The organism is Achromobacter xylosoxidans (assembly GCF_014490035.1).
Classification (GTDB): Bacteria; Pseudomonadota; Gammaproteobacteria; order Burkholderiales; family Burkholderiaceae_B; genus Achromobacter; species Achromobacter bronchisepticus_A.
This window is the reverse complement of record NZ_CP061008.1, coordinates 1,551,556-1,571,820: the sequence shown is the minus strand read 5'-3', so window position 1 is coordinate 1,571,820 and position 20,265 is coordinate 1,551,556. Positions and strand designations below refer to the sequence as shown.

At 67.8% G+C, this 20,265-nt stretch carries 13 protein-coding genes and 1 other RNA gene; 1 reads left to right on the top strand and 13 read right to left on the bottom strand.

The features are described 5' to 3' along the window. Nucleotides 1-26: 26 nt before the first annotated feature. Nucleotides 27-3,266, bottom strand: a complete 3,240-nt coding sequence (gene carB, locus IAG39_RS07350; protein WP_118932916.1) for a carbamoyl-phosphate synthase large subunit — start codon at nt 3,264-3,266, stop codon at nt 27-29. 10 nt (nt 3,267-3,276) lie between these two features. Further along, nucleotides 3,277-4,431, bottom strand: a complete 1,155-nt coding sequence (gene carA, locus IAG39_RS07345) for a glutamine-hydrolyzing carbamoyl-phosphate synthase small subunit (protein WP_059380170.1) — start codon at nt 4,429-4,431, stop codon at nt 3,277-3,279. A gap of 219 nt (nt 4,432-4,650) precedes the next feature. On the opposite strand from carA, the gene tal reads away from it, so the two are divergent. Further along, complete coding sequence (tal, locus tag IAG39_RS07340) at nt 4,651-5,604, top strand: transaldolase (RefSeq protein ID WP_118932917.1); 954 nt, start codon at nt 4,651-4,653, stop codon at nt 5,602-5,604. Nucleotides 5,605-5,669: 65 nt separating this feature from the next. Here tal and IAG39_RS07335 read toward each other — a convergent pair whose 3' ends face one another. The 11 genes from IAG39_RS07335 to IAG39_RS07285 form a co-directional block, all read right to left on the bottom strand. Continuing rightward, the gene (locus tag IAG39_RS07335; RefSeq protein ID WP_054451379.1) at nt 5,670-6,197 is read right to left on the bottom strand and encodes a carboxymuconolactone decarboxylase family protein; all 528 of its coding nucleotides are present in this window, start codon (nt 6,195-6,197) and stop codon (nt 5,670-5,672) included. A 12-nt stretch (nt 6,198-6,209) separates the two neighbouring features. Beyond that, nucleotides 6,210-7,007, bottom strand: coding sequence for an ABC transporter permease (locus IAG39_RS07330; protein WP_118932918.1), 798 nt, complete (start codon nt 7,005-7,007; stop codon nt 6,210-6,212). Between the two features lie 150 nt (nt 7,008-7,157). Next, on the bottom strand, nt 7,158-7,967 hold the full coding sequence (locus IAG39_RS07325) for an ABC transporter ATP-binding protein (RefSeq protein WP_059380174.1): 810 nt from the start codon (nt 7,965-7,967) through the stop codon (nt 7,158-7,160). After that, on the bottom strand, nt 7,960-9,000 hold the full coding sequence (locus IAG39_RS07320) for an ABC transporter substrate-binding protein (RefSeq protein WP_054451384.1): 1,041 nt from the start codon (nt 8,998-9,000) through the stop codon (nt 7,960-7,962). The genes IAG39_RS07325 and IAG39_RS07320 overlap by 8 nt, the downstream gene beginning before the upstream one ends. Before the next feature lie 11 nt (nt 9,001-9,011). Next, nucleotides 9,012-10,271, bottom strand: coding sequence for a CaiB/BaiF CoA transferase family protein (locus IAG39_RS07315; RefSeq protein WP_118932919.1), 1,260 nt, complete (start codon nt 10,269-10,271; stop codon nt 9,012-9,014). Nucleotides 10,272-10,341: 70 nt separating this feature from the next. Further along, nucleotides 10,342-10,950 carry a recombination mediator RecR gene (recR, locus tag IAG39_RS07310; protein ID WP_059380176.1) on the bottom strand — a complete coding sequence of 203 codons (609 nt, stop codon included), beginning with the start codon at nt 10,948-10,950 and terminating at the stop codon, nt 10,342-10,344. Nucleotides 10,951-10,969: 19 nt separating this feature from the next. Then, the gene (locus tag IAG39_RS07305; RefSeq protein ID WP_013395612.1) at nt 10,970-11,296 is read right to left on the bottom strand and encodes a YbaB/EbfC family nucleoid-associated protein; all 327 of its coding nucleotides are present in this window, start codon (nt 11,294-11,296) and stop codon (nt 10,970-10,972) included. 45 nt (nt 11,297-11,341) lie between these two features. Next, entirely contained in the window at nt 11,342-13,516 is a 2,175-nt protein-coding gene (locus IAG39_RS07300) for a DNA polymerase III subunit gamma/tau (protein WP_059380177.1), read from the bottom strand. 213 nt (nt 13,517-13,729) lie between these two features. Beyond that, nucleotides 13,730-13,827: signal recognition particle sRNA small type (gene ffs, locus IAG39_RS07295), an RNA gene on the bottom strand. A 244-nt stretch (nt 13,828-14,071) separates the two neighbouring features. Then, complete coding sequence (locus tag IAG39_RS07290) at nt 14,072-17,521, bottom strand: UvrD-helicase domain-containing protein (protein ID WP_118932763.1); 3,450 nt, start codon at nt 17,519-17,521, stop codon at nt 14,072-14,074. A 3-nt stretch (nt 17,522-17,524) separates the two neighbouring features. Continuing rightward, on the bottom strand, nt 17,525-20,188 hold the full coding sequence (locus IAG39_RS07285; protein WP_118932764.1) for a PD-(D/E)XK nuclease family protein: 2,664 nt from the start codon (nt 20,186-20,188) through the stop codon (nt 17,525-17,527). Between the last annotated feature and the right edge of the window lie 77 nt (nt 20,189-20,265).

Here is a 20,265-nt window from a genome sequence, read left to right as displayed (position 1 = left end):
CGTGCCCTATTGTGTCGCTTGCCGGCTTAGGCTTGCAAGGAAGCGTGCAGATCCTGCAGCGGATAGACCTGCAGGCCCAGGCCTTGGCGCAGGTATTGCATGCCTTCGACCGCGGCGCGGGCGCCGGCGATGGTCGTGAAGAAGGTCACGCGGGCGGCCAGCGCCTGGGTGCGGATGGTGCGCGAGTCCGCGATGGCGTTGCGGCGCTCTTCGACGGTGTTGATGACCAGCGAGATCTCGCCGTTCTTCACCATGTCGACGATATGCGGACGGCCTTCGGTGACCTTGTTCACCAGCTGCACCGGGATGCCGGCGGCTTCGATCTCGGCGGCCGTGCCGCGCGTGGCGACCAGCTTGAAGCCGAGCGCGTGCAGGCCGCGCGCCACTTCCACCGCCAGGGGCTTGTCCTGGTTCTTGACGCTGATGAACACCGTGCCGGATTCCGGCAGGCGCACGCCGGCGGCCAGCTGCGACTTGACGAAGGCTTCGCCGAAGCTCGTGCCCACGCCCATCACTTCACCGGTCGACTTCATTTCCGGGCCCAGGATGGTGTCCACGCCCGGGAACTTCACGAACGGGAACACGGCTTCCTTGACCGAGAAGTAAGGCGGCACGACTTCCTTGGTGATGCCTTGCGCGGCCAGGGTCTGGCCGGCCATGGCGCGCGCGGCGATCTTGGCCAGTTGCAGGCCGGTGGCCTTGGAAACGTAGGGCACCGTGCGCGAGGCGCGCGGGTTCACTTCCAGCACGTAGACATCGCCGCCCTGGATGGCGAACTGCACGTTCATCAGGCCGCTGACGTTCAGCGCCTTGGCCATCATGGTGGTCTGGCGCTTGATCTCGGCGATGACTTCCGCCGACAGCGAGTACGGCGGCAGGCTGCAAGCCGAGTCGCCCGAGTGCACGCCGGCCTGCTCGATGTGTTCCATGACGCCGCCGATGAAGACGGTTTCGCCGTCGGCCAAGCAGTCCACGTCCACTTCGGTCGCGTTGTTCAGGAAGCGGTCCAGCAGCACGGGCGAGTCATTGCTGACCTTCACGGCCTCGCGCATGTAGCGCTCGAGGTCCTGCTGCTCGTGCACGATTTCCATGGCGCGGCCGCCCAGCACGTAGCTGGGGCGAACGACCAGGGGATAGCCGATTTCGGCGGCGTGGGCCAGGGCCTCGCCTTCGGTGCGCGCGGTGCGGTTGGGCGGCTGGCGCAGGCCGAGCTTGTTGAGCAGCTTCTGGAAGCGCTCGCGGTCTTCGGCCACGTCGATGGATTCGGGGCTGGTGCCGATGATGGGCACGCCGTTGGCTTCCAGGGCGCGCGCCAGCTTCAGCGGGGTCTGGCCGCCGTACTGGACGATCATGCCGACCGGGTTTTCCTTGTGGACGATCTCGAGCACGTCTTCGAGCGTCAGCGGCTCGAAGTACAGGCGGTCCGAGGTGTCGTAGTCGGTGGACACGGTTTCCGGGTTGCAGTTGACCATGATGGTCTCGTACCCGTCGTCGCGCAGCGCCAGCGCGGCATGCACGCAGCAGTAGTCGAATTCAATGCCCTGGCCGATGCGGTTCGGACCGCCGCCCAGCACCACGATCTTCTTGCGGTCGGTGGGCGCGGCTTCGCACTCTTCCTCGTAGGTCGAGTACATGTAGGCCGTGCGGGTGGCGAATTCGGCGGCGCAGGTGTCGACGCGCTTGTAGACCGGGCGCACGTTCAGCTGGTGACGCAGCTTGCGTACCTCGGATTCCGAGGAATCCAGCAGGAAGGCCAGGCGGCGGTCGGAGAAACCGCGGCGCTTGAGTTCCCACAGCGTGGCGTAATCCAGGTCGGCCAGCGTCTTCTGTTCCAGCGCCAGTTCGATGTCGACGATTTCCTTGATCTGCGACAGGAACCACGGGTCAATGTGCGTGATGTTGTGCACTTCGTCCAGCGTGAAGCCCTGCGCGAAGGCATCGCCCACGTACCAGATGCGTTCCGGACCGGGCTCGCCCAGTTCGACCTGCAGCTTTTCGCGGTCGGTGGTCTTCTGGTTCAGGCCGTCCACGCCCACTTCCAGGCCGCGCAGCGCCTTCTGGAAGGATTCCTGGAAGGTGCGGCCGATGGCCATGACTTCGCCCACCGACTTCATCTGGGTGGTCAGGCGCGCGTCGGCGGTGGGGAATTTCTCGAAGGCGAAACGCGGCACCTTGGTGACCACGTAGTCGATCGAGGGTTCGAACGAGGCAGGCGTGGCGCCGCCGGTGATTTCGTTCTTGAGCTCGTCCAGCGTGTAGCCCACGGCCAGGCGCGCGGCGACCTTGGCGATGGGGAAGCCGGTGGCCTTGGACGCCAGCGCCGACGAACGCGACACGCGCGGGTTCATCTCGATGACGATCATGCGGCCGTTCTTGGGATTGACGGCGAACTGCACGTTCGAACCGCCCGTATCCACGCCGATCTCGCGCAACACCGCGATCGATGCATTACGCATGATCTGGTATTCCTTGTCGGTCAGCGTCTGGGCCGGCGCCACGGTGATCGAGTCGCCCGTGTGCACGCCCATCGGGTCCAGGTTTTCGATGGAGCAGACGATGATGCAGTTGTCCGCCTTGTCGCGGACCACTTCCATCTCGAATTCCTTCCAGCCCAGCAGCGACTCTTCGATCAGCAGTTCGCTGGTGGGCGAAGCTTCCAGGCCGCGGCGGCAGATGGTTTCGAATTCTTCGGCGTTGTAGGCGATGCCGCCGCCCGAACCGCCCATGGTGAAGCTGGGGCGGATCACGGCGGGGAAGCCGGAGGTGCCGACTTCGGCCGCGATGCGGCGCTGCACTTCCCAGGCTTCGTCCATGCTGTGGGCGACGCCCGACTTGGCCGATTCCAGGCCGATGTCGGTCATGGCCTGCTTGAACTTCTGGCGGTCCTCGGCCTTTTCGATGGCGTGCTCGTTGGCGCCGATCAGTTCGACGTTGTGCTTCTTCAGCACGCCGTGGTGGGCCAGGTCCAGGGCGCAGTTCAGCGCGGTCTGGCCGCCCATGGTGGGTAGCAGCGCATCGGGCTTTTCACGCTCGATGATCTTTTCGACGGCTTGCCAGGTGATGGGCTCGATGTAGGTGACGTCGGCCGTTTCCGGGTCCGTCATGATCGTGGCCGGGTTGCTGTTCACCAGGATGGTGCGGTAGCCCTCGGCCTTGAGCGCCTTGCACGCCTGTGCGCCGGAATAGTCGAATTCGCAGGCCTGCCCGATGATGATGGGGCCGGCGCCGATGATGAGTATGCTTTTTAGGTCTGTACGCTTGGGCATGATGCAATCTTTACTTTTGGCCGGACATCAGGGCGATGAACTTGTCGAACAGTTCAAGGATGTCGTGCGGACCCGGGCTGGCTTCGGGGTGACCCTGGAAGCAGAAGGCCGGGCGGTCGGTGAGCTCGAAGCCCTGCAGCGTGCCGTCGAACAGCGAGACGTGCGTCACGCGCGCGTTGGCCGGCAGGCTGGCCGCGTCGACCGCGAAACCGTGGTTCTGGCTGGTGATGAACACGCGCTTGGACTGGAGGTCCTGCACGGGGTGGTTGGCGCCATGGTGGCCGGTCTTCATCTTGAGCGTCTTGCCGCCCAGCGCCAGGCCCATGATCTGGTGGCCCAGGCAGATGCCGAACACCGGCAGCTTCTTGTCCAGGAAGGCGCGCGTGGCCTCGATGGCGTAGTCGCAGGGCTCGGGGTCGCCGGGGCCGTTGGACAGGAACACGCCGTCGGGGTTGAGCTTGAGGACTTCCTCGGCGCTGGTCTGGGCCGGCACCACCGTCAGGCGGCAGCCGCGGTCGGCCAGCAGGCGCAGGATGTTGGTCTTGATGCCGAAGTCGTAGGCCACGACGTGGAACTTGGACTGGTCGGGCTTGGAGAAGCCCTCGCCCAGCTGCCAGGTGCCTTCGGTCCATTCGGCGCGATCCTTGAGCGACACCACCTTGGCCAGGTCCTGGCCGGCCATGCCGGCAAAGCCGCGGGCCAGTTCGACGGCGCGCTCGGCGTCGGTGCCGACGAAGATGCAGGCGCCCTGGGCGCCCTTTTCACGCAGGATGCGGGTGAGCTTGCGGGTGTCGATGCCGGAAATGGCGACGACGCCTTGCTCGGAGAGGTACTCAGGCAACGATTGCGTGGAACGGAAGTTCGACACGCGGGCGGGACAGTCACGGACCACCAGGCCGGCGGCAAAGACGCGCTTGGCTTCCACGTCTTCGGCGTTGACGCCGGTATTGCCGATGTGCGGATAGGTCAGCGTGACGATCTGGCCGCTATAGCTGGGATCGGTGAGAATTTCCTGGTACCCGGTCATCGCGGTGTTGAACACCACTTCGGCAACGGTATGCCCAGGCGCACCGATCGACACGCCTCGAAAAATGGTACCGTCCGCCAGAGCCAGAATTGCAGGAGGGAAGCGGTTGATCCCCTCGGGAAAGAGTTGCGGCAGCACAGTAAACCCCGGTTTTAGAATCGATAATCAAACCTTCGGATTATACCTTGAGCGGCCGTTTTTCTCGGGGAACCGCGCCAAATAAGGCCGGAAACGGGGTTTTGGGCTGTTTTTCCGCGTCCCGCCGCCCCCCTCCACCGTCCGGCCGGCAGCGCGCCTGCGGCCTCAGTGATACGCTAGGACACCTTCAACCCTAGCCTGCAGCGAGCCGTACCGTCCATGTCCAGCCAACTTGACGCCCTGCGCAACCACACCACCGTCGTCGCCGACACGGGGGATTTCGAAGCGATGAAGGCGTTGCGTCCGACCGACGCCACCACAAACCCGTCCCTGATTCTCAAGGCCGTCCAGCAGGACGCCTACCGCCCCCTGCTGGAAAAGACCGCGCGCGAACACCGCGGCGCGCCCACCGCCGAACTGATGGACCGCCTGTTGGTGGCCTTCGGCCGCGCCATCCTGGACATCGTGCCCGGCCGCGTATCGACCGAAGTGGATGCCCGCCTGTCCTTTGACACCCGCGCCACCATCGAGCGCGCCCGCAGCCTGATCGCCCTGTACGAAGCCGCGGGCGTACCGCGCGAGCGCGTGCTGATCAAGATCGCCTCGACCTGGGAAGGCATCCAGGCCGCCCGCGCCCTGCAATCGGAAGGCGTGCGCTGCAACCTGACCCTGCTGTTCTCGCTGCCGCAGGCCGTGGCCTGCGCCGATGCCCGCGTGCAGCTGATCTCGCCTTTCGTCGGCCGCATCTACGACTGGCACAAGAAGTCCGCCGGCGCCAGCTGGGTCGAGGCCGACAATGCCGGCGCGCGCGACCCCGGCGTGCTGTCCGTCACGCGGATCTACCAGTACTACAAGCACTTCGACATCTCCACCGAAATCATGGGCGCGAGCTTCCGCAACGTGGGCCAGATCCTGGCGCTGTCGGGCTGCGACCTGCTGACCATCAGCCCCGAGCTGCTGACCAAGCTGGCCGGCACCGAGGGCGACGCGCCCGCGCAATTGCGCGCCGACGACGTGCCCGCCAACCTCGCCCGCATCGGCGCGGACGAAGTCACCTTCCGCACCCTGCTCAACGAGGACGCGATGGCCAGCGAGAAGCTGTCGGAGGGCATCCGCCTGTTCGTGGCGGACGCGGTCAAGCTGGATACGTTGATCGAGGCGCAACGCGCCTGATCAGGGCGGGCGCCGCGGCGCCCGCGCAGGCAAGGGAATGCGCGGCCCGCAGCCGCGCGCCTGCCTCAACGATGATCGTGAGAGTGCACCTGCAGCGCTTCCAGGAAGCGCGACACCATGTTGTAGGCCGCCACCGTCGCGGTCAGCTCCACGATGAGTTTTTCGGAACCCATCGCCGCCTTCGCCGCCTGGAACACGGGTTCCGGCACCTGCACCTGGCGCGTCATGGCGTCGGTATAGGCCAGCACCGCCCTTTCGCGCTCATCGAACAGGTCTGACGCCTCCCAATCATTCAGCGCGTCCAGCTGCGCCTGCGAAACGCCTTCTTTCAGCGCGATTGGCGCGTGCTGGTCAGCCTCGTAGGGCGCGCCGTTGATGGCCGCCACGCGCATGATGACCAGCTCGCGCAGATCCCCCGGCAAGGTGCTGAGCTGGCGGATCGAGGTCAGGTAATTGAGCCAACCGCCCGCCACCGCGGGACTGTGCAGCAGCATCTGGTACAGGTGCAGGACGCTGCCGCGTTCGGCGACGATGCGGTCGACCAGGGGCTTGGCTTCGGGATGGGTCAGGTCGGCGTAGGGGAGACGGGCCATGGAAAACTCCGGTCAGATCTTTTCGGTTTCGCCGGACCTGGGCTGCCATTTCATCAGCCGCTTTTCGCCCACGCCGACGATGGCGTCCAGCACCAGCGCAAAAGCCGTGAGCACGATGATGCCCGCGAACACGGTGTTGACGTCGAACGTGCCTTCGGCCTGCAGGATCAGATAGCCCACGCCGCTGGCAGAGCCCAGATACTCGCCCACCACCGCGCCCACGAAGGCCAGGCCCACCGAGGTATGCAGGCTGGAGAACACCCAGCTGGTGGCAGACGGCAGGTACACGTGACGCAACAGCTGGCGGCGGCGAGCGCCCAGCATCCTGGCGTTGTCCAGCAAGGTGGGACTGACTTCGCGCACGCCCTGGTAGACGTTGAAGAACACGATGAAGAACACCAGCGTCACGGCCAGCGCCACCTTGGACCAGATGCCCAGGCCGAACCACATGCCGAAGATGGGCGCCAGGATGACGCGCGGCATCGAGTTGGCGGCTTTGATGTAGGGATCGAGGATCGCGCTTGCGCCGGGCGACAGGCCCAGCCACAGGCCGAAGGCCAGGCCGGCGATGGTGCCGATGAAAAACGCCAGCACGGTCTCGGTCAGCGTCACGCCGAGGTGGGTATAGATGTCCGCATTGGTGACGAACCAGGCCCAGATGCGGCCCCACACCTTCAAGGGTTCGCCGAAGAAGAAGGCCACCTTGGGATCGCGCGACGCGAAGTGCCAAACGAGCAGAATGATGACGAGCAGCAGCAACTGCCAGAAGCGCAGGCTGGCCGAACCGGGTTTGATCAAAGACTTCGACATCTCACCACTCCAGGGCGCTTGCACGCCTCGTTCTGCTTAGACAGCAGGCATACGCCAAGCCCGGCCGCCGCGGATCCGGCTTCGCCGGTCCGCCTGCGGCGCCCCCTTGAGGGGGAAGCGCCAAAGGCGCTTCGGGGGTGGGCCTCATCTTTAGGCTCGCTTCTGTTGGGCGTAGCCCTTTAGGACTTCTTCGCGCAACACTCCCCAGATGGCGGAGTGCAATTCGACGAAGCGCGGATGCGTGCGCACTTCGGCCACGTCGCGCGGACGCGGCAGGTCGATGGCGAATTCACCGATGGGATGCGTGCCGGGCCCTGCCGACAGCACCACCACGCGATCACTCATGGCGATGGCCTCGTCCAGGTCGTGCGTAATGAAGAGCACGGCCTTGCGCTTGGCCATCCACAGGTCCAGGACCTCGTTCTCCATGAGCTGGCGCGTCTGGATATCCAGCGCCGAGAACGGCTCGTCCATCAGGATGATGTCGGGATCGCGGATCAGCGTCTGCGCCAGCATCGTGCGCTTGCGCATGCCGCCCGACATCTGGTGCGGATAGCGGCTTTCGAAGCCGCCCAGGCCCACGCGGCGCATCCATTCGCGGCCGCGCTCCAGCGCCTGCTGCCGAGGCACGCCGGCAAAGTCCAGGCCCGCCACCACGTTGTCCAGCGCGCTGCGCCAGGGCAGCAAGGCCTCGCCCTGGAACATGTAGCCGGCGCGCTCATTGATGCCGGATAGCGGCTGTCCGAACACCTTCACGCTGCCCGAGGACGGCGCCAACAGGCCGGCGCTGACGTTGAGCAGGGTGGACTTGCCGCATCCGGTCGGGCCCACCACCGACACGAACTCCCCTGGCGCGATGGCCAGGGTCGTGTCGCTGACGGCGGTGTAGCGCTGCGAGCGGTCGTCGCGGGAGACAAAGGTGCAGCTGATGCTTTCCAGCGACAGCGCAGCTTCAGCCATTGGGGTACTTCTCGTTGGCGCGGCGCGCGTAGTCGTTGGTCCAGACCTTGGACGGGTCGATCTTGGAACCATCGAAGTCCGCCTGGTAGGCGGCCAGCGCCTTGAGCGCGGTGGCCGCGCCATCCTCGGGGATCAGGCCGTCCGGCGACAGGCCTTCCAGGCTCTTGGCGATGGCGGCCTTGTAGACGGCCGGATCGCCCAGCAGATAGGTTTCCGGCACGACCTTGGCGATTTCGTCGGCGCCAGCCTTCTGGATCCACTTGTCGGCGCGCACCAGCGCGTTGGCCAGGGCCTGGGTGGTGTTGGGGTTGGCATCGAGGAAGGCTTGCGGGGCATACAGGCAGCCCGCCGGCATGTTGCCGCCGAAGATTTCCTTGGTGTCCTTGAGCGTGCGGGTGTCGACGATGATCTGGATGTCGCCCGGCATTTCCAGCATCGACACCACGGGGTCGGTGTTGGAGATGGCGTCGATCTGGCCGCTGCGCAGCGCGGTCACGGCGCCCGCGCCGGCGCCTACGCCGATGATGGACACGTCCGAGGCCTTCAGGCCGTGCTTGGCCAGGAAGAAGCTGACCACCATGTTGGTGGACGAACCCGGCGCGGTCACGCCGATCTTCTTGCCCTTCAGGTCGGCGGCGCTCTTGTAGTTGGGCAGGTTCTTCTTGGACACGCCCACGCCTATCATCGGCGCGCGGCCCTGCAGCACGAAGGCGCGATAGGCCTGGCCCTTGGACTGCATGGACAAGGTGTGCTCGAACGCGCCCGACACGATGTCGGCGCTGCCGCCCACCACGGCCTGCAAGGCCTTGGAGCCACCCGCGAAGTCGGCGATGCTGACGTCCAGCCCTTCGTCCTTGAAGTAGCCGCGGGCTTCCGCGATGGACAGGGGGAGATAGTAGATCAGCGGCTTGCCGCCGACTGCGATCTGGACCTTGGTCTTCTCCAGCTTCTGCGCGCGCACGATGGCGGGCGCCATGCCCATGACGCCGGCGGCGCCGGCCATCTTGAGCAGATCACGGCGAGTGACTGACATGTGCTTGTCTCCTAGTTGTCGGGCAGACCGATAGCGCCGGTCTTTGCCAGCTCTTCTATAGCCGCTGAATCATACCCCAGCGATTTCAGGACTTCCTCGGTATGTTCCCCTAATACAGGGCCCACCCAGCGCGTCTCGCCAGGCGTCTCCGACAGCTTGGGCACGACGGCCGGCAGCTTGACCGGCGTGCCGTCCGGGAAGCGGTGCTGCTCTATCATGCGGCGCGCCAGGAACTGCGGATCGCTGAACATGTCGGCCACGCTGTAGATCTTGCCCACCGGCACGTCCGCGTCCTTCAGTGCGCCCAGCGCCTCTTCGATGCCGCGCGCGCCGCACCATTGCTGGATGGCGCCGTCGATCTCGTCGACGCGTTTGGCGCGGCCGTCGTTGCGCACCAGTCCCGGATCCGTGGCCAGGTCGTCGCGGCCGATGGCGCGCATCAACCGATGGAAAATCGCGTCGCCGTTGCCGGCGATGACGATGTTCTGCCCATCGCGGGTGGTGTAGGTATTCGAAGGCACGATGCCGGGCAGCGCGCCGCCGGTGCGCTCGCGCACCACGCCGGCCACGTCGTACTCGGGCACCAGGCTTTCCATCATGTTGAACACGGCCTCGTACAGCGCCACGTCCACCATCTGGCCCTGCCCCGCCTGGCACTCCGCGCCCTGCTTGCCGTTCCAGCGCCCGCCGGTGGCGTCGCGGTGCCGCAGCGCCATCATCGCGCCGATCACGCCGTGCAGCGCGGCGATCGAATCGCCGATGGAGATGCCCACGCGCAGGGGCGGCCGGTCGGGATGGCCCGACACGTAACGCAGCCCGCCCATGGATTCGCCGATGGCGCCAAAGCCCGGCTGGTCCTTCATGGGCCCGGTCTGCCCATAGCCGGACAGGCGCACCATGATGAGCGCGGGATTGATCGCGCGCAGCTGCTCGTAGCCCAGCCCCCACTTTTCCAGCACGCCAGGCCGGTAGTTCTCGACCACCACGTCGGCGTCCAGCGCCAGCTTGCGGGCGATGTCGCGTGCGCGCGGATCTTTCAGGTTGAGAGCGATGGATTGCTTGTTGCGGGCCTGCACCGTCCACCAGAGAGAGTTGCCCTCGCGCAGATGGCGCCAGCTGCGGATGGGGTCGCCGCCGCCCGTGCCGTCAGGCCCGTGGGGCGTTTCCACCTTGATGACGTCGGCGCCGAATTCGCCGAAGATGCGCGCGGCGAACGGGCCGGCAATGAGCGTGCCGAGTTCCAGGACCTTCAGTCCGGTCAGCGCTAACATGGTTTGTCTACCTCACTGTTTTGCCGTTGCCGATACATTGCCGGCAAGGCGTTCTGGTACTACTGCGGAATCAGGTGGTCTTGCGCTCCATCAGGGCCCAGGCGATGGTGCCGGCGTCGACGTATTCCAGCTCGCTGCCGGCGGGCACGCCGCGCGCCAGCCGCGTGACCCGCAGGCCGCGCTCGCCCAGCGCTTCGCCCAGGAAGTGGGCGGTGGTTTCGCCTTCGGCGGTGAAGTTGGTGGCCAGGATGACCTCCTGCACCACGCCGTCGGTCGCGCGCTTGATCACCCGCTCGAAATCCAGCTCGCGCGGACCGATCCCTTCGAGCGGCGCGACGCGGCCCATCAGCACGTAATACAGGCCGCGATAGCCGTGGCTGGACTCGATCATGTTCTGATCGGCCGGCGTCTCGACGATGCACAGCAGCGAGGGATCGCGCTTGGGATTGACGCAGGTGCCGCAGACTTCCTCTTCCGAGAAGCTGTTGCAGCGGGCGCAATGCTTCAGGTCCCGCACGGCACCCGCCAACGCCTGCCCCAGCATGTCCGCGCCTTGCGGGTCATGCTGCAGCAGGTGATAGGCCATGCGCCGGGCAGAGCGCACGCCCACGCCGGGCAGGCGCCGCAGCGCCTCGATCAGCGAGACGAGCGGCTCGGGTTCAGGCAGTAGCGGGTCCATTGCGGCCTTGGGGCTGCGTTCAGAACGGCAGCTTCATGCCCGGGGGCAGCGGCATGCCGGCGGTGACCGAGGCCATCTTTTCCTGCGAGGTGGCTTCGGCCTTGCGCAGCGCGTCGTTGAACGCGGCGGCGACCAGGTCTTCCAGCATGTCCTTGTCGTCGCCCAGCAGCGACGGATCGATGGCCACGCGCTTGACGTCGTGGCGGCAGGTCATGGTGACCTTGACCAGGCCGCCGCCGGAGGCGCCTTCGACCTGGATGTCGGCCAGCGCGTCCTGCGCCTTCTTCATGTTTTCCTGCATTTGCTGCGCCTGGCGCATCAGGCCGGCCAGTTGTCCTTTCATCATGATCGATGCTTCCTTGAACGAGGGGAATGAGAGATGGCCGACGCTTCAGGCAGCGGCGGCCGGGGAATCGACGTGACGGATCGAGCCGGCGACGACCTGGCCGCCGAAATCGGCGACGAGCGCCTGTACGAACGGGTCGACCGCGACCGCCTCTTCGGCGGCCTGCTGGCGGGCGGCGCGTTCGGCCTGGGCCACGGCATGCGCCGTCGCCTCGCCCGTCACGCCGACCTCGACGTCCAGCCGTATGCCCTGGCCGAAATGTTCGCACAACACCGTCTGCAGACGGACGCGGCTTTCGCTTTCGGCCAGCGTCTTGACGGCCACGCGCAGGATGACGGCATCGCCCTGCACGCCGGCCCATGCGCTCTGGCGCGCCAGTTCCGCCGCCAGGCCGGTGACCGGCAGGCGGGCGGCCAGCTCGGGCCAGGTTTCCGACGTCATGTCCGTCAGGCGGGCGCGCGACGACTGCCGCTTGCGCGCGGGCGCCGGACCTTCGCGGCGGGCCGCGGGGGGCGGCGCGGCCGAAGGCGCGCTGGCCAGGGTTTCGAAATCATCGTCGTCGGGGTCCGACGTAAAACCGTTGTCCGGTGCGAAGCCGCCTTCGGCTTCGAACGGGATTTCTTCGTCGACCCAGGCGGGCGGGCCGTCGCCGTCATCGGCTTGCGGCGCGGGCGCGATGGCTGCGGCGGTGGCAGGCGTGACGGCCAGCGCAGCCGAGCCGGCGGTCTTGCCTGCTTCGGCTTCAGACACGGCCGGTGCAGCGGCCGGCAGGTCTTCCCAAGGCGGCACGCTGCCTGGCTGAGCGGCTTGCGGAGCTTGTTCCGGCGCAACCGGTTCGGGTTCCGCAGCGGCCGGAGCCGGTTCGGACGCCTGCGCGACGGCTGCAGGCGCGGCCGGTTCGACCGGCTCGGATGCCTGCGCGGCCACGGGCGGCGCGGGCATCGCGGCGGCGGGGGCGAGCTGCGCGGCGGGCGCAGCAACCGGTGCGGCTGCGGCAGCCATCTGAACGGCTGCGGGGGCGGGCTGGGGCTGCGCCGCGGCGGGCGCAGGCGCGGCGACTGCCGCCGGCGCTGCGGCCGCATCGGCCGTCTGACGGGCAGGCGCGGCGGGCGCTTCGAGCGCGGTCTGCGGGCCGGCGTCGCCATTGAGCGCCAGCATGCGCAGGCAGGCCATGATGAAACCCGCGTATTCGTCGGGCGCCAGGGTCAGTTCGCTGCGGCTGTGCACCGCCACGGAATAGAACAGTTGCACGGCGTCCGGGTGCAGGGCCAGCGCCAGCCGGGCGATATCGCCGGCCAGCGGATCCTCGGCGGGCGTCACGCCGCGCACGCGCTGCTCGATGGCCACGCGCGACAGCAGCACGGCCAGGTCGGCCAAGGCGCCGGCATAGGACAGGCCGCGGATGGCCAGTTCATCCGCCACCGCCAGCACGCCCTTGGCGTCGCCGGCGGACAGCGCATCCAGCAGGCGCACCAGATGCCGCTGGTCGATGGTGCCGAGCATGCCGCGCACGGCGTCCTCGGTCAGGTTGCCGGCGCTGTAGGCGATGGCCTGGTCGGTCAGTGACAGCGCGTCGCGCATGGAACCCGCGGCCGCCTGCCCGATCAGCCGCAGGGCCGGCACGTCGAAGCCCACCGCTTCCTGGCCGAGCACGGCCTGCAGGTGGCCGACGATGGAGTCGGCCGGCATCTGCTTCAGATTGAACTGCAGGCAGCGCGACAGCACCGTCACCGGAATCTTCTGCGGGTCGGTGGTCGCGAGGATGAATTTGACGTGCGGCGGCGGCTCTTCCAGCGTCTTGAGCATGGCGTTGAACGCATGCCCGGTCAGCATGTGGACTTCGTCGATCATGTAGACCTTGAAGCGCCCCGCTCCCGGCGCGTACACCGCCTGTTCCAGCAGCTGCGTCATTTCCTCGACGCCGCGGTTCGAAGCCGCATCCAGTTCGAGGTAGTCGACGAAACGTCCGGCATCGATCTCCGTGCAGGCGCGACAGACGCCGCAAGGCTTGGAGGTGATGCCGGTTTCGCAGTTGAGCGACTTCGCCAGGATGCGCGACAGCGTGGTCTTGCCGACGCCGCGGGTTCCCGTGAACAGCCAGGCGTGATGCAGGCGTTGGGTGTCGAGCGCATGCGTCAGCGCGCGCACCACGTGATCCTGTCCCACGAGGGTATCGAACGATCTCGGCCGCCACTTGCGGGCCAGTACCAGATAAGTCATGGGTGGATTGTAGAGCCTGTTTCGCAAGCTGGCCCGAAATGGCCGGTCCAGCTGCCGGGGTTCGGCGCGGCGCATGGCATCCATGCTCCGCGCGGCCTGAAACGCAAAGGGGACGGGCTTATTCCCGTGGAACGTATCCTTGGAAAATAACCCCGTCCCCCTTGAAAGCGACGACATCATGGATAGTCATGACGCGTTGCTTTGAAGAATCCGGTTGGCGAGCCTTACTCCGGCACTGACCCTAAACGACTATGGCTGCTTCGTTCCCGACCTGACCAGGTTCACCGCCGAACCATGCGGAGGGGCCCGCCAGCCGAGATTCTAGCAGAGCTGCGCTTCGCTTGCTTGCTAGCATCTCGGCCGGCGGGCCCCAGGGGGCAGTATGTGGGCCCCCTCCCCAGCCCTCCCCCCGAGGGGGAGGGGGTTGGGACGTCGCTTCGCTGGTCCTTTTGGCTCGCTTCGCTTTGCCTTGCTGGGGTTGTTGCGCGGCGCTTTGCTTGCTTGATGCCCACCCTGAACTACCCGGTTGTGTTGCCTCTGTCGACTTCCCTTCAGCTATTCCTTCAGGTCGATCCAGGCGCGTGCTCTTGGGAAGTAGAGGGCGGCGCGGGCGGTGCGGCCGTCCAGGGCGGTGACTTGGGCGCAGTAGCGCAGCAGTTGGTCGCCGTGGCGTTGGCGCATGCGGGCGGCGAAGGCGGTGGGGGGTTCGCCGGGATGCGGGCGGCCGGTTTTGTAGTCGACGATGAGCCAGCCGTCCTCGGTGCTGAGGGCCAGGTCGATGACGGATACCTTGCCGGCGGCGTCGATCAGGGGCCATTCGCGGCGGGCGCCGGATTGGGACAGCAGCCACAAGCCGCGCTCGTCGGCGAGGGTGGCTTGCAGGGTTTCGAGCACGGCTCCGGAGGCGGCGTCGGCCTGACTGGCCGGGATGCCTGCCCGCGTCAGCTGGCGCCGCATGGCGGGCAGGCGTTCGGCCAGCGCGTCGGCGGACCAGGCCTGCACGCCGTCCTGGCCGATGCGCGCCAGCCAGGCATGCGACAAGGTGCCGATGGCGGCGTCGTAGCCGGCCTCCAATTGCCAGGCGGGATGTTCGCCGCCATCGCCCCAGGCGCCGCGCGCCACGGCGCCGAAGCCGGGGCTGACCGCTACGTCCGCCACCCGCGCCAGTTGAGCCAGGCCGGCGCGGTCCACGCGCCGCAAGGGTTCGCCTTGCCACTCGGGGCCGTCGGCCTCCTGCACTACCGCTGCGCCATCCAACGATGGCGGCGTCGGTATGGCCAGGCAAGGCCACAAGCGGCCCAGCAGGCTGGCGGAGGACGGCGTCTTGACCTGGCCGCTGGCTTCGTCCACCGACACGTGGCCCACGAGGTGCAGGCGCTTGCGCGCCCGCGTCGCGGCCACGTACAGCAGGCGGTCGATTTCGTAGGAGGCGCGGCGCGCCTCGCGCGCGCCCAGGTAGCGCGACAGAGGGTCGGCCTCGGTTTCGGCGCGCGGCTTGACCGGGCCGAACAGCACGCGGCCGCCGCTCTGCTCAAAGCGCACCAGCGGCGCCTGGTCGCCGCGCGGCGCGCGGTGCAGGCCGTACAGGATGACGGTTTCGAACTGCAGGCCCTTGGACTTGTGCATGGTCATGATTTCGACCGCGCCCGTGTCTTCGTCCGCCGCGTCCGGCGCCGCGAACAAGCGCGCGATGCCGGTGTCCAGCGCCGCGACGTCGATGGCGCCGTGCGGCGCCAGGCGCTCGACCAGTTGGAACAGGCTTTCCGCGTCGTTGGCGACAGAGAGGCCGGCATACAGAGCCGGGCCGCCCAGGCGGCGCCACAACGACTCCACCCAGGCCGCGAAAGGCATGGCGCCCGAGGCATTGCGCTTGTCGAGCAGGATGCCCGCCACCTGACGCAAGCGCTCGAACTCGTCGGCGCCAAGCACGCTCTGCGCCGACGGCGTGTCCGGCGCTTCGGGCGCCGCATCGAACAATGAGCCCTGCGGCCCGTTGGCCGAGGCCACCGGCATGGTCTGCGGCGGGATCCGCAACGCGCGTTCCAGCAGCACCGGAACCGGCGTGATGTGGTCGTCGCCGAACAGGCGCTGCAAAGAGGTCAGCGTCAAGCCGCAGTACGGCGCGCGCAGCACCGACAGCCAGGCCAGACGATCGCCGGCGTGCGACAAGGCCCGCACCAGCTGCACCAGGTCCGCGACCACCGGCCGCAGGGCCAGCGGCACCAGGTCCACTGCGCGGCAGCGTATGCCTTCCTGCGCCAGGCGGCGGGTCAGGTTGCCCAGATGGCTGCGCGCGCGCACCAGCACGGCGACGGGGTGCTTGGCGCCCTTGTGGTCGATCAGCGCCTGGCGCACGAGGTCCACCGCAATGTCTTCGGCCTGGGTTTCCGCGGAAGCCGCGCCCTCGCGCGACCAGGCCGGGTGAAAACGCACGGCGGGTTCCGGCAGCGCTTCATGGAAAGCGGTGGACGGGCTGTAGGCGATGGCGCCCGCCGCCGCGTCGCTACGCCGGGGCAGCAATTGCGCAAACGACTGGTTGACCCATTCGACAATACCCGCCTGCGAACGGAAGTTGTCGGTGAGGTTGAGAAAGTCCGGCTGCAGTTCGCCCACGCCGATGTCGGCGACTTCCAGGAACAGACCCACTTCCGCCTTGCGGAAACGGTAGATGGACTGCATCGGATCGCCCACCAGGAACAGGCTGCGGCCGTCGCCCTGCTGCCAGCCCGAGGTCAGCGTGCGTAGCAGGTCCAGCTGGGTCTGGCTGGTGTCCTGGAATTCGTCGATGAGCAGATGGCGGATCGAGGCGTCCAGCTTCAGCAGCAGTTCGCCCGGATCGTCGGCGCTGCCCAGCGCGGCCGCGGCGCGCTGCGCGATTTCGATGAAATCGACCTCGCCCGTATCGGCAAAGCGCAGCCGCAATTGCGCCACCGCCAGCGCCAGCGTCATCAGCTGCGCGCCCAGCACTTCCCATTGCGCATCGGTGAAATGCGGCGCGGGCACGTCCCGCACCGCATGCAGGCGGCGCACCCAGACTGCATCCGGGTCGGCGGCTTCCAGCCACGCCACGAACGGTTCCTTATGCGCGCACTTGGCGGGAAAGCCCTGGTTCTTGTTGACGGTCTTGCGCAAGGTGCCGGTGCCTGTCAGCAGCAGATGCGCCACGGCTTGCCAGAGTTCCAGCGCTTCGGCGTCAGGCGGCGGCTCTTCCGTCCAGTCCAGCAAGGCCAGCAGCTTGTTTTCCGCCTCTCCATCCTGCAGATTGGCGGCAGCCAGACGCGCCGGGCCGCACAGCGCGTCGGCCCAGCCATAGGGCATGGCCTCGCTGAGCGCGTCCAGGTCTTCGCCGATGGCCTCGGCCAGCATGGCTTCCATGCCCTCGCGGTCGGAGCCGTGGCGCAGCAGCGGCAGCCACTGGTCGCGTTGGCCCAGCATGTCGGCGATGGCTTCCTTGGCAGCCTGCACATCCACGTCCAAATGCTTGAGCAGGATGCGCACGGCCTCATAGTCGTCGGCGAGGTCCAGGGTGGCGCGCGCCGCCGCCTCGTAGTGGGTGCGCGCATCATCCGTGATCTCGGGCATGCCGCCCAGCTCCGACAGCCATGGCATGCTGCGCACCAGACCCGCGCAGAACGAGTCGATGGTGCGGATGGCCAGCCGCGCGGGATGATCCAGCAGATGCCAGCCCTGCTCGTCGTTGCGCGCCAGCGCGGCGCGCGCAAGTTGCCAGCTGCGGCGCTCGTGCATGGCTTCCGGCGGCGCGTCCAGTCCGCGGCGCAGCTTGCTCAGCACGCGCGCATGCATCTCGGACGCGGCCTTGCGCGTGAAGGTGATGGCGACGATTTCTTCCGGACGGTTCACCGTGGCCAGCAGCGCCAGGATGCGGTCCGTCAGCAGCTCGGTCTTGCCGGAGCCAGCCGGCGCCTGCACCAGGAACGAACGGATCGGATCCAGCGCGTCGGCGCGCGCCATGTGGTCGTGCGGCAAGCGTTCTTGTTCAGCCATGGCTCATGCGTCCTCGTCGTCCAGATGCAAACGCAGGAACGGCAGTGCATCGCAATATTTCAGGTCATCGCGGCGATACGCGACGTTGGCCGCGTAGCCCGCGGCGTACTCGTCGGCCAGCGCTTCGATGGCCGTGCGCCAGCGCTGCCGGATATCCGGCCAGGACAGCCCGTCGAAGTACTTGCTGTCGCTGGCCAGCGTGACGCCGGGCACGCCCAGGTCTTCGTCGGCCAGGCCCTGCGCGGCGACCTGCCGCGCATGGATCTGCGCCAGCACCAGGCCCGCCACTTCGCCGCCCGCGGCGTCCGCCAGCACCGAGGCATAGAACGGCAGCTGCACGTTCACGGGGCGGCTGCGCGACCAGTCCGGTTCGGGCTTGGCCGCCGCCACGCCGGTCTTGTAGTCGACGATGACGTTGCGGCCATCGCCGAGGGTGTCGATGCGGTCCAGCCGCAGCTTCAGGTTGAGCGCGCCGCGCTGCCATTGATGGTTCTTTTCCACCTGGGCCACCGCGAAAGGCAGGCGCTGCGCTTCCATGCCCAGCCAGGACGCCAGCACGGCCTGGGCGCGCTGGCATTCCAGCGTGCGCAAGGCGGGCGCGTAATCCTTCAGTTCCTCGTCCGCGGCTTGCGCCACCGCCTGTTCCAGCAAGGCAGGCAGGCGGCCCTCGGCCATGATTTCGTGCAGCGCGTCCTGGTCGGGCATCATGCCCCACACCAGTTCCAGCGCCTTGTGCAGAAACTGGCCGCGCACGTTGACCGTGGCCGCATCCGCATAGGGCGCCATTTCGCGGCCGCCCAGGCGATGCCGCACGAAGGCCCACAGCGGATTGCGCGCCTGCGTGTCCAACACGTCCAGGCCGCCGCCGCCGCGATTGCCGGCCGCCAACGCGGGTCCTTGCGCATCGTCCAGCGATTCCTGCGGCAAGGCCGGCAGCGCTTGCGCCGAGGCGGGCGCCCAGTCCGTCAGCGCTGCCGCCGCGATCAGCGGCGACGGACGCAGCTCGCGCTCGCCGTCCATGTGCGCATGGCTGACGATGATCTCGGGCGCGCAACGGCACAACGCCGCGTACATGCCCTCGGCCCATTCGCGTTCGCGCTCGGGCGTGGCGCGCGGCGCCTTGGCCTGGCGCAACACGGCCAGCGGCAACAGCGGATTGGGCTTGGGCGAGGCCGGCAACACGTCGTCGGTCAAGCCCAACACCCAGACGCCGTCCCAATAGCCGCCCTCGGCTTCCAGCAAACCCAGCACGTCCAGGCGCGCCTGCGGATCGCGTTGCGGCTGAAACGAGGCGGAACGCGCCACGCTTTCCAGCAGGTTCACGGCGGCCACGCCGCCCAGGCGCCCGGCGGCCGGCGCCAGCGCCGAAAAACTGCCCAGCGCATCGCCCAACGCCCCCATCACCTGATAGCCAACGCTGTCCAGCACGCCTTCGCCGGGAAAGCCCAACGCCATCAGCGCGGCCTTCATGCGCAACATCCACACGTCGCAAGTGGCCTGGCGGCCGCCCTGCGTCCAGATTTCCATGGCCTGATTCCAGGCCTGCGCCAACGCGGGCAGGTCCGCCAGCAGCTTGCGCCAATCCTGCGGAGTGACGTGCAGCTGGGCTTGGCGACGCCAGCGCGCGTCGATCGAGGCCAGCCGAGCGCGGTCGCGCACGTCGCCCGCGCAATGCCCGCCCAGCAGGGCCGCGCCCAGCACCTCGACGCCGCAGCCCTTGCCCGGCGCGCATTCGGCCAGGGCGCGCAACCAGGCAAGCGCGGCGCGCGCCATCGGCCATTCGTTCAACGGACGTCCCACGGCCACGTTGAAGGCGTACGCGGCTTCGCCGCCGCGCCCGGCCAGGGCCTGGCTCAACACCCGCCGCGCGAAAGGCGACTCCGCCTCCAGCTGGGGCGAGACGATGGCGTAGCGGCCCTGCGGATGCGCCTTCAGGCGCTCGGCCGCCCAGGCCGCGGCGGCGCGCCACTCCGCGCCTTGATCCGCAGCCTCGAATCTGCGCGCCGGCGTTTCAACGCGCTGCGCGTCGCGCCACTGCGCGACGGCCGCGCCCTGCTCTTCAAACGCCTGCAAGAGCCGACGAAAGCGCGGCGACATATCCGTGAATCCGGCCAGCACCAGTTGGCGCGGCACGGGCAGGCGTCCGTCCTCCAGCGCCCGCAGCACGCGCGCGTAGCCCTGGTTGGCGTCCTCGGCGTCGATGCCGGCCAGCGCCTGACGGTAACGCACCCGCCATTTCGCAAAGCCGCGATATTCGTCGGTATCCGCGCCCGAAGGCACATGCAGTTGCCATTCGTCCATCAGCAGGTCCGCGTCCATCGACAAACGCGCGGCCTGGCTCGCATCCAGCAGCACGCGCTCGGCTTCTTCAGCGCGGATCGCCTCGGTCCACACCAGCTGCGTGGCGAAACTGTCCAGCCGATAGGCAGGCACATCGCCATCCGTCTCGAACGCGAGTTCATTGGCGGCATCGGCCAGCCAGGCGGACAGCGGCAATATGCGCGGCAATTCGCTGACCTGGCGTTCCTGGCGCAGCAGGCCCGCCAGCTCCAGCGTGAGCCGGCGCGACAGGCGGTTGTTCACCGTCAGCACCAGCGTATCGGCGGCAGGCATGCCGCCGATGTCCGGCAGCGATAGATCGGGATAGGAGGGCGATGAGTCCTGCATGAGCATCCGTGGCGCCCGCCCGCGGGCGGCGCGCGATGAGGGAAGAAATACCGCCGTAGGATACCGCGAGGCCGAGC

Coding starts and splice junctions, on each gene's coding strand:
- carB (WP_118932916.1), bottom strand. CDS start 3,266: ATGCCCAAGCGTACAGACCTAAAAAGCATACTCATCATCGGCGCCGGC.
- tal (WP_118932917.1), top strand. CDS start 4,651: ATGTCCAGCCAACTTGACGCCCTGCGCAACCACACCACCGTCGTCGCC.
- IAG39_RS07335 (WP_054451379.1), bottom strand. CDS start 6,197: ATGGCCCGTCTCCCCTACGCCGACCTGACCCATCCCGAAGCCAAGCCC.
- IAG39_RS07330 (WP_118932918.1), bottom strand. CDS start 7,007: ATGTCGAAGTCTTTGATCAAACCCGGTTCGGCCAGCCTGCGCTTCTGG.
- IAG39_RS07325 (WP_059380174.1), bottom strand. CDS start 7,967: ATGGCTGAAGCTGCGCTGTCGCTGGAAAGCATCAGCTGCACCTTTGTC.
- IAG39_RS07320 (WP_054451384.1), bottom strand. CDS start 9,000: ATGTCAGTCACTCGCCGTGATCTGCTCAAGATGGCCGGCGCCGCCGGC.
- IAG39_RS07315 (WP_118932919.1), bottom strand. CDS start 10,271: ATGTTAGCGCTGACCGGACTGAAGGTCCTGGAACTCGGCACGCTCATT.
- recR (WP_059380176.1), bottom strand. CDS start 10,950: ATGGACCCGCTACTGCCTGAACCCGAGCCGCTCGTCTCGCTGATCGAG.
- IAG39_RS07305 (WP_013395612.1), bottom strand. CDS start 11,296: ATGATGAAAGGACAACTGGCCGGCCTGATGCGCCAGGCGCAGCAAATG.
- IAG39_RS07300 (WP_059380177.1), bottom strand. CDS start 13,516: ATGACTTATCTGGTACTGGCCCGCAAGTGGCGGCCGAGATCGTTCGAT.
- IAG39_RS07290 (WP_118932763.1), bottom strand. CDS start 17,521: ATGGCTGAACAAGAACGCTTGCCGCACGACCACATGGCGCGCGCCGAC.
- IAG39_RS07285 (WP_118932764.1), bottom strand. CDS start 20,188: ATGCAGGACTCATCGCCCTCCTATCCCGATCTATCGCTGCCGGACATC.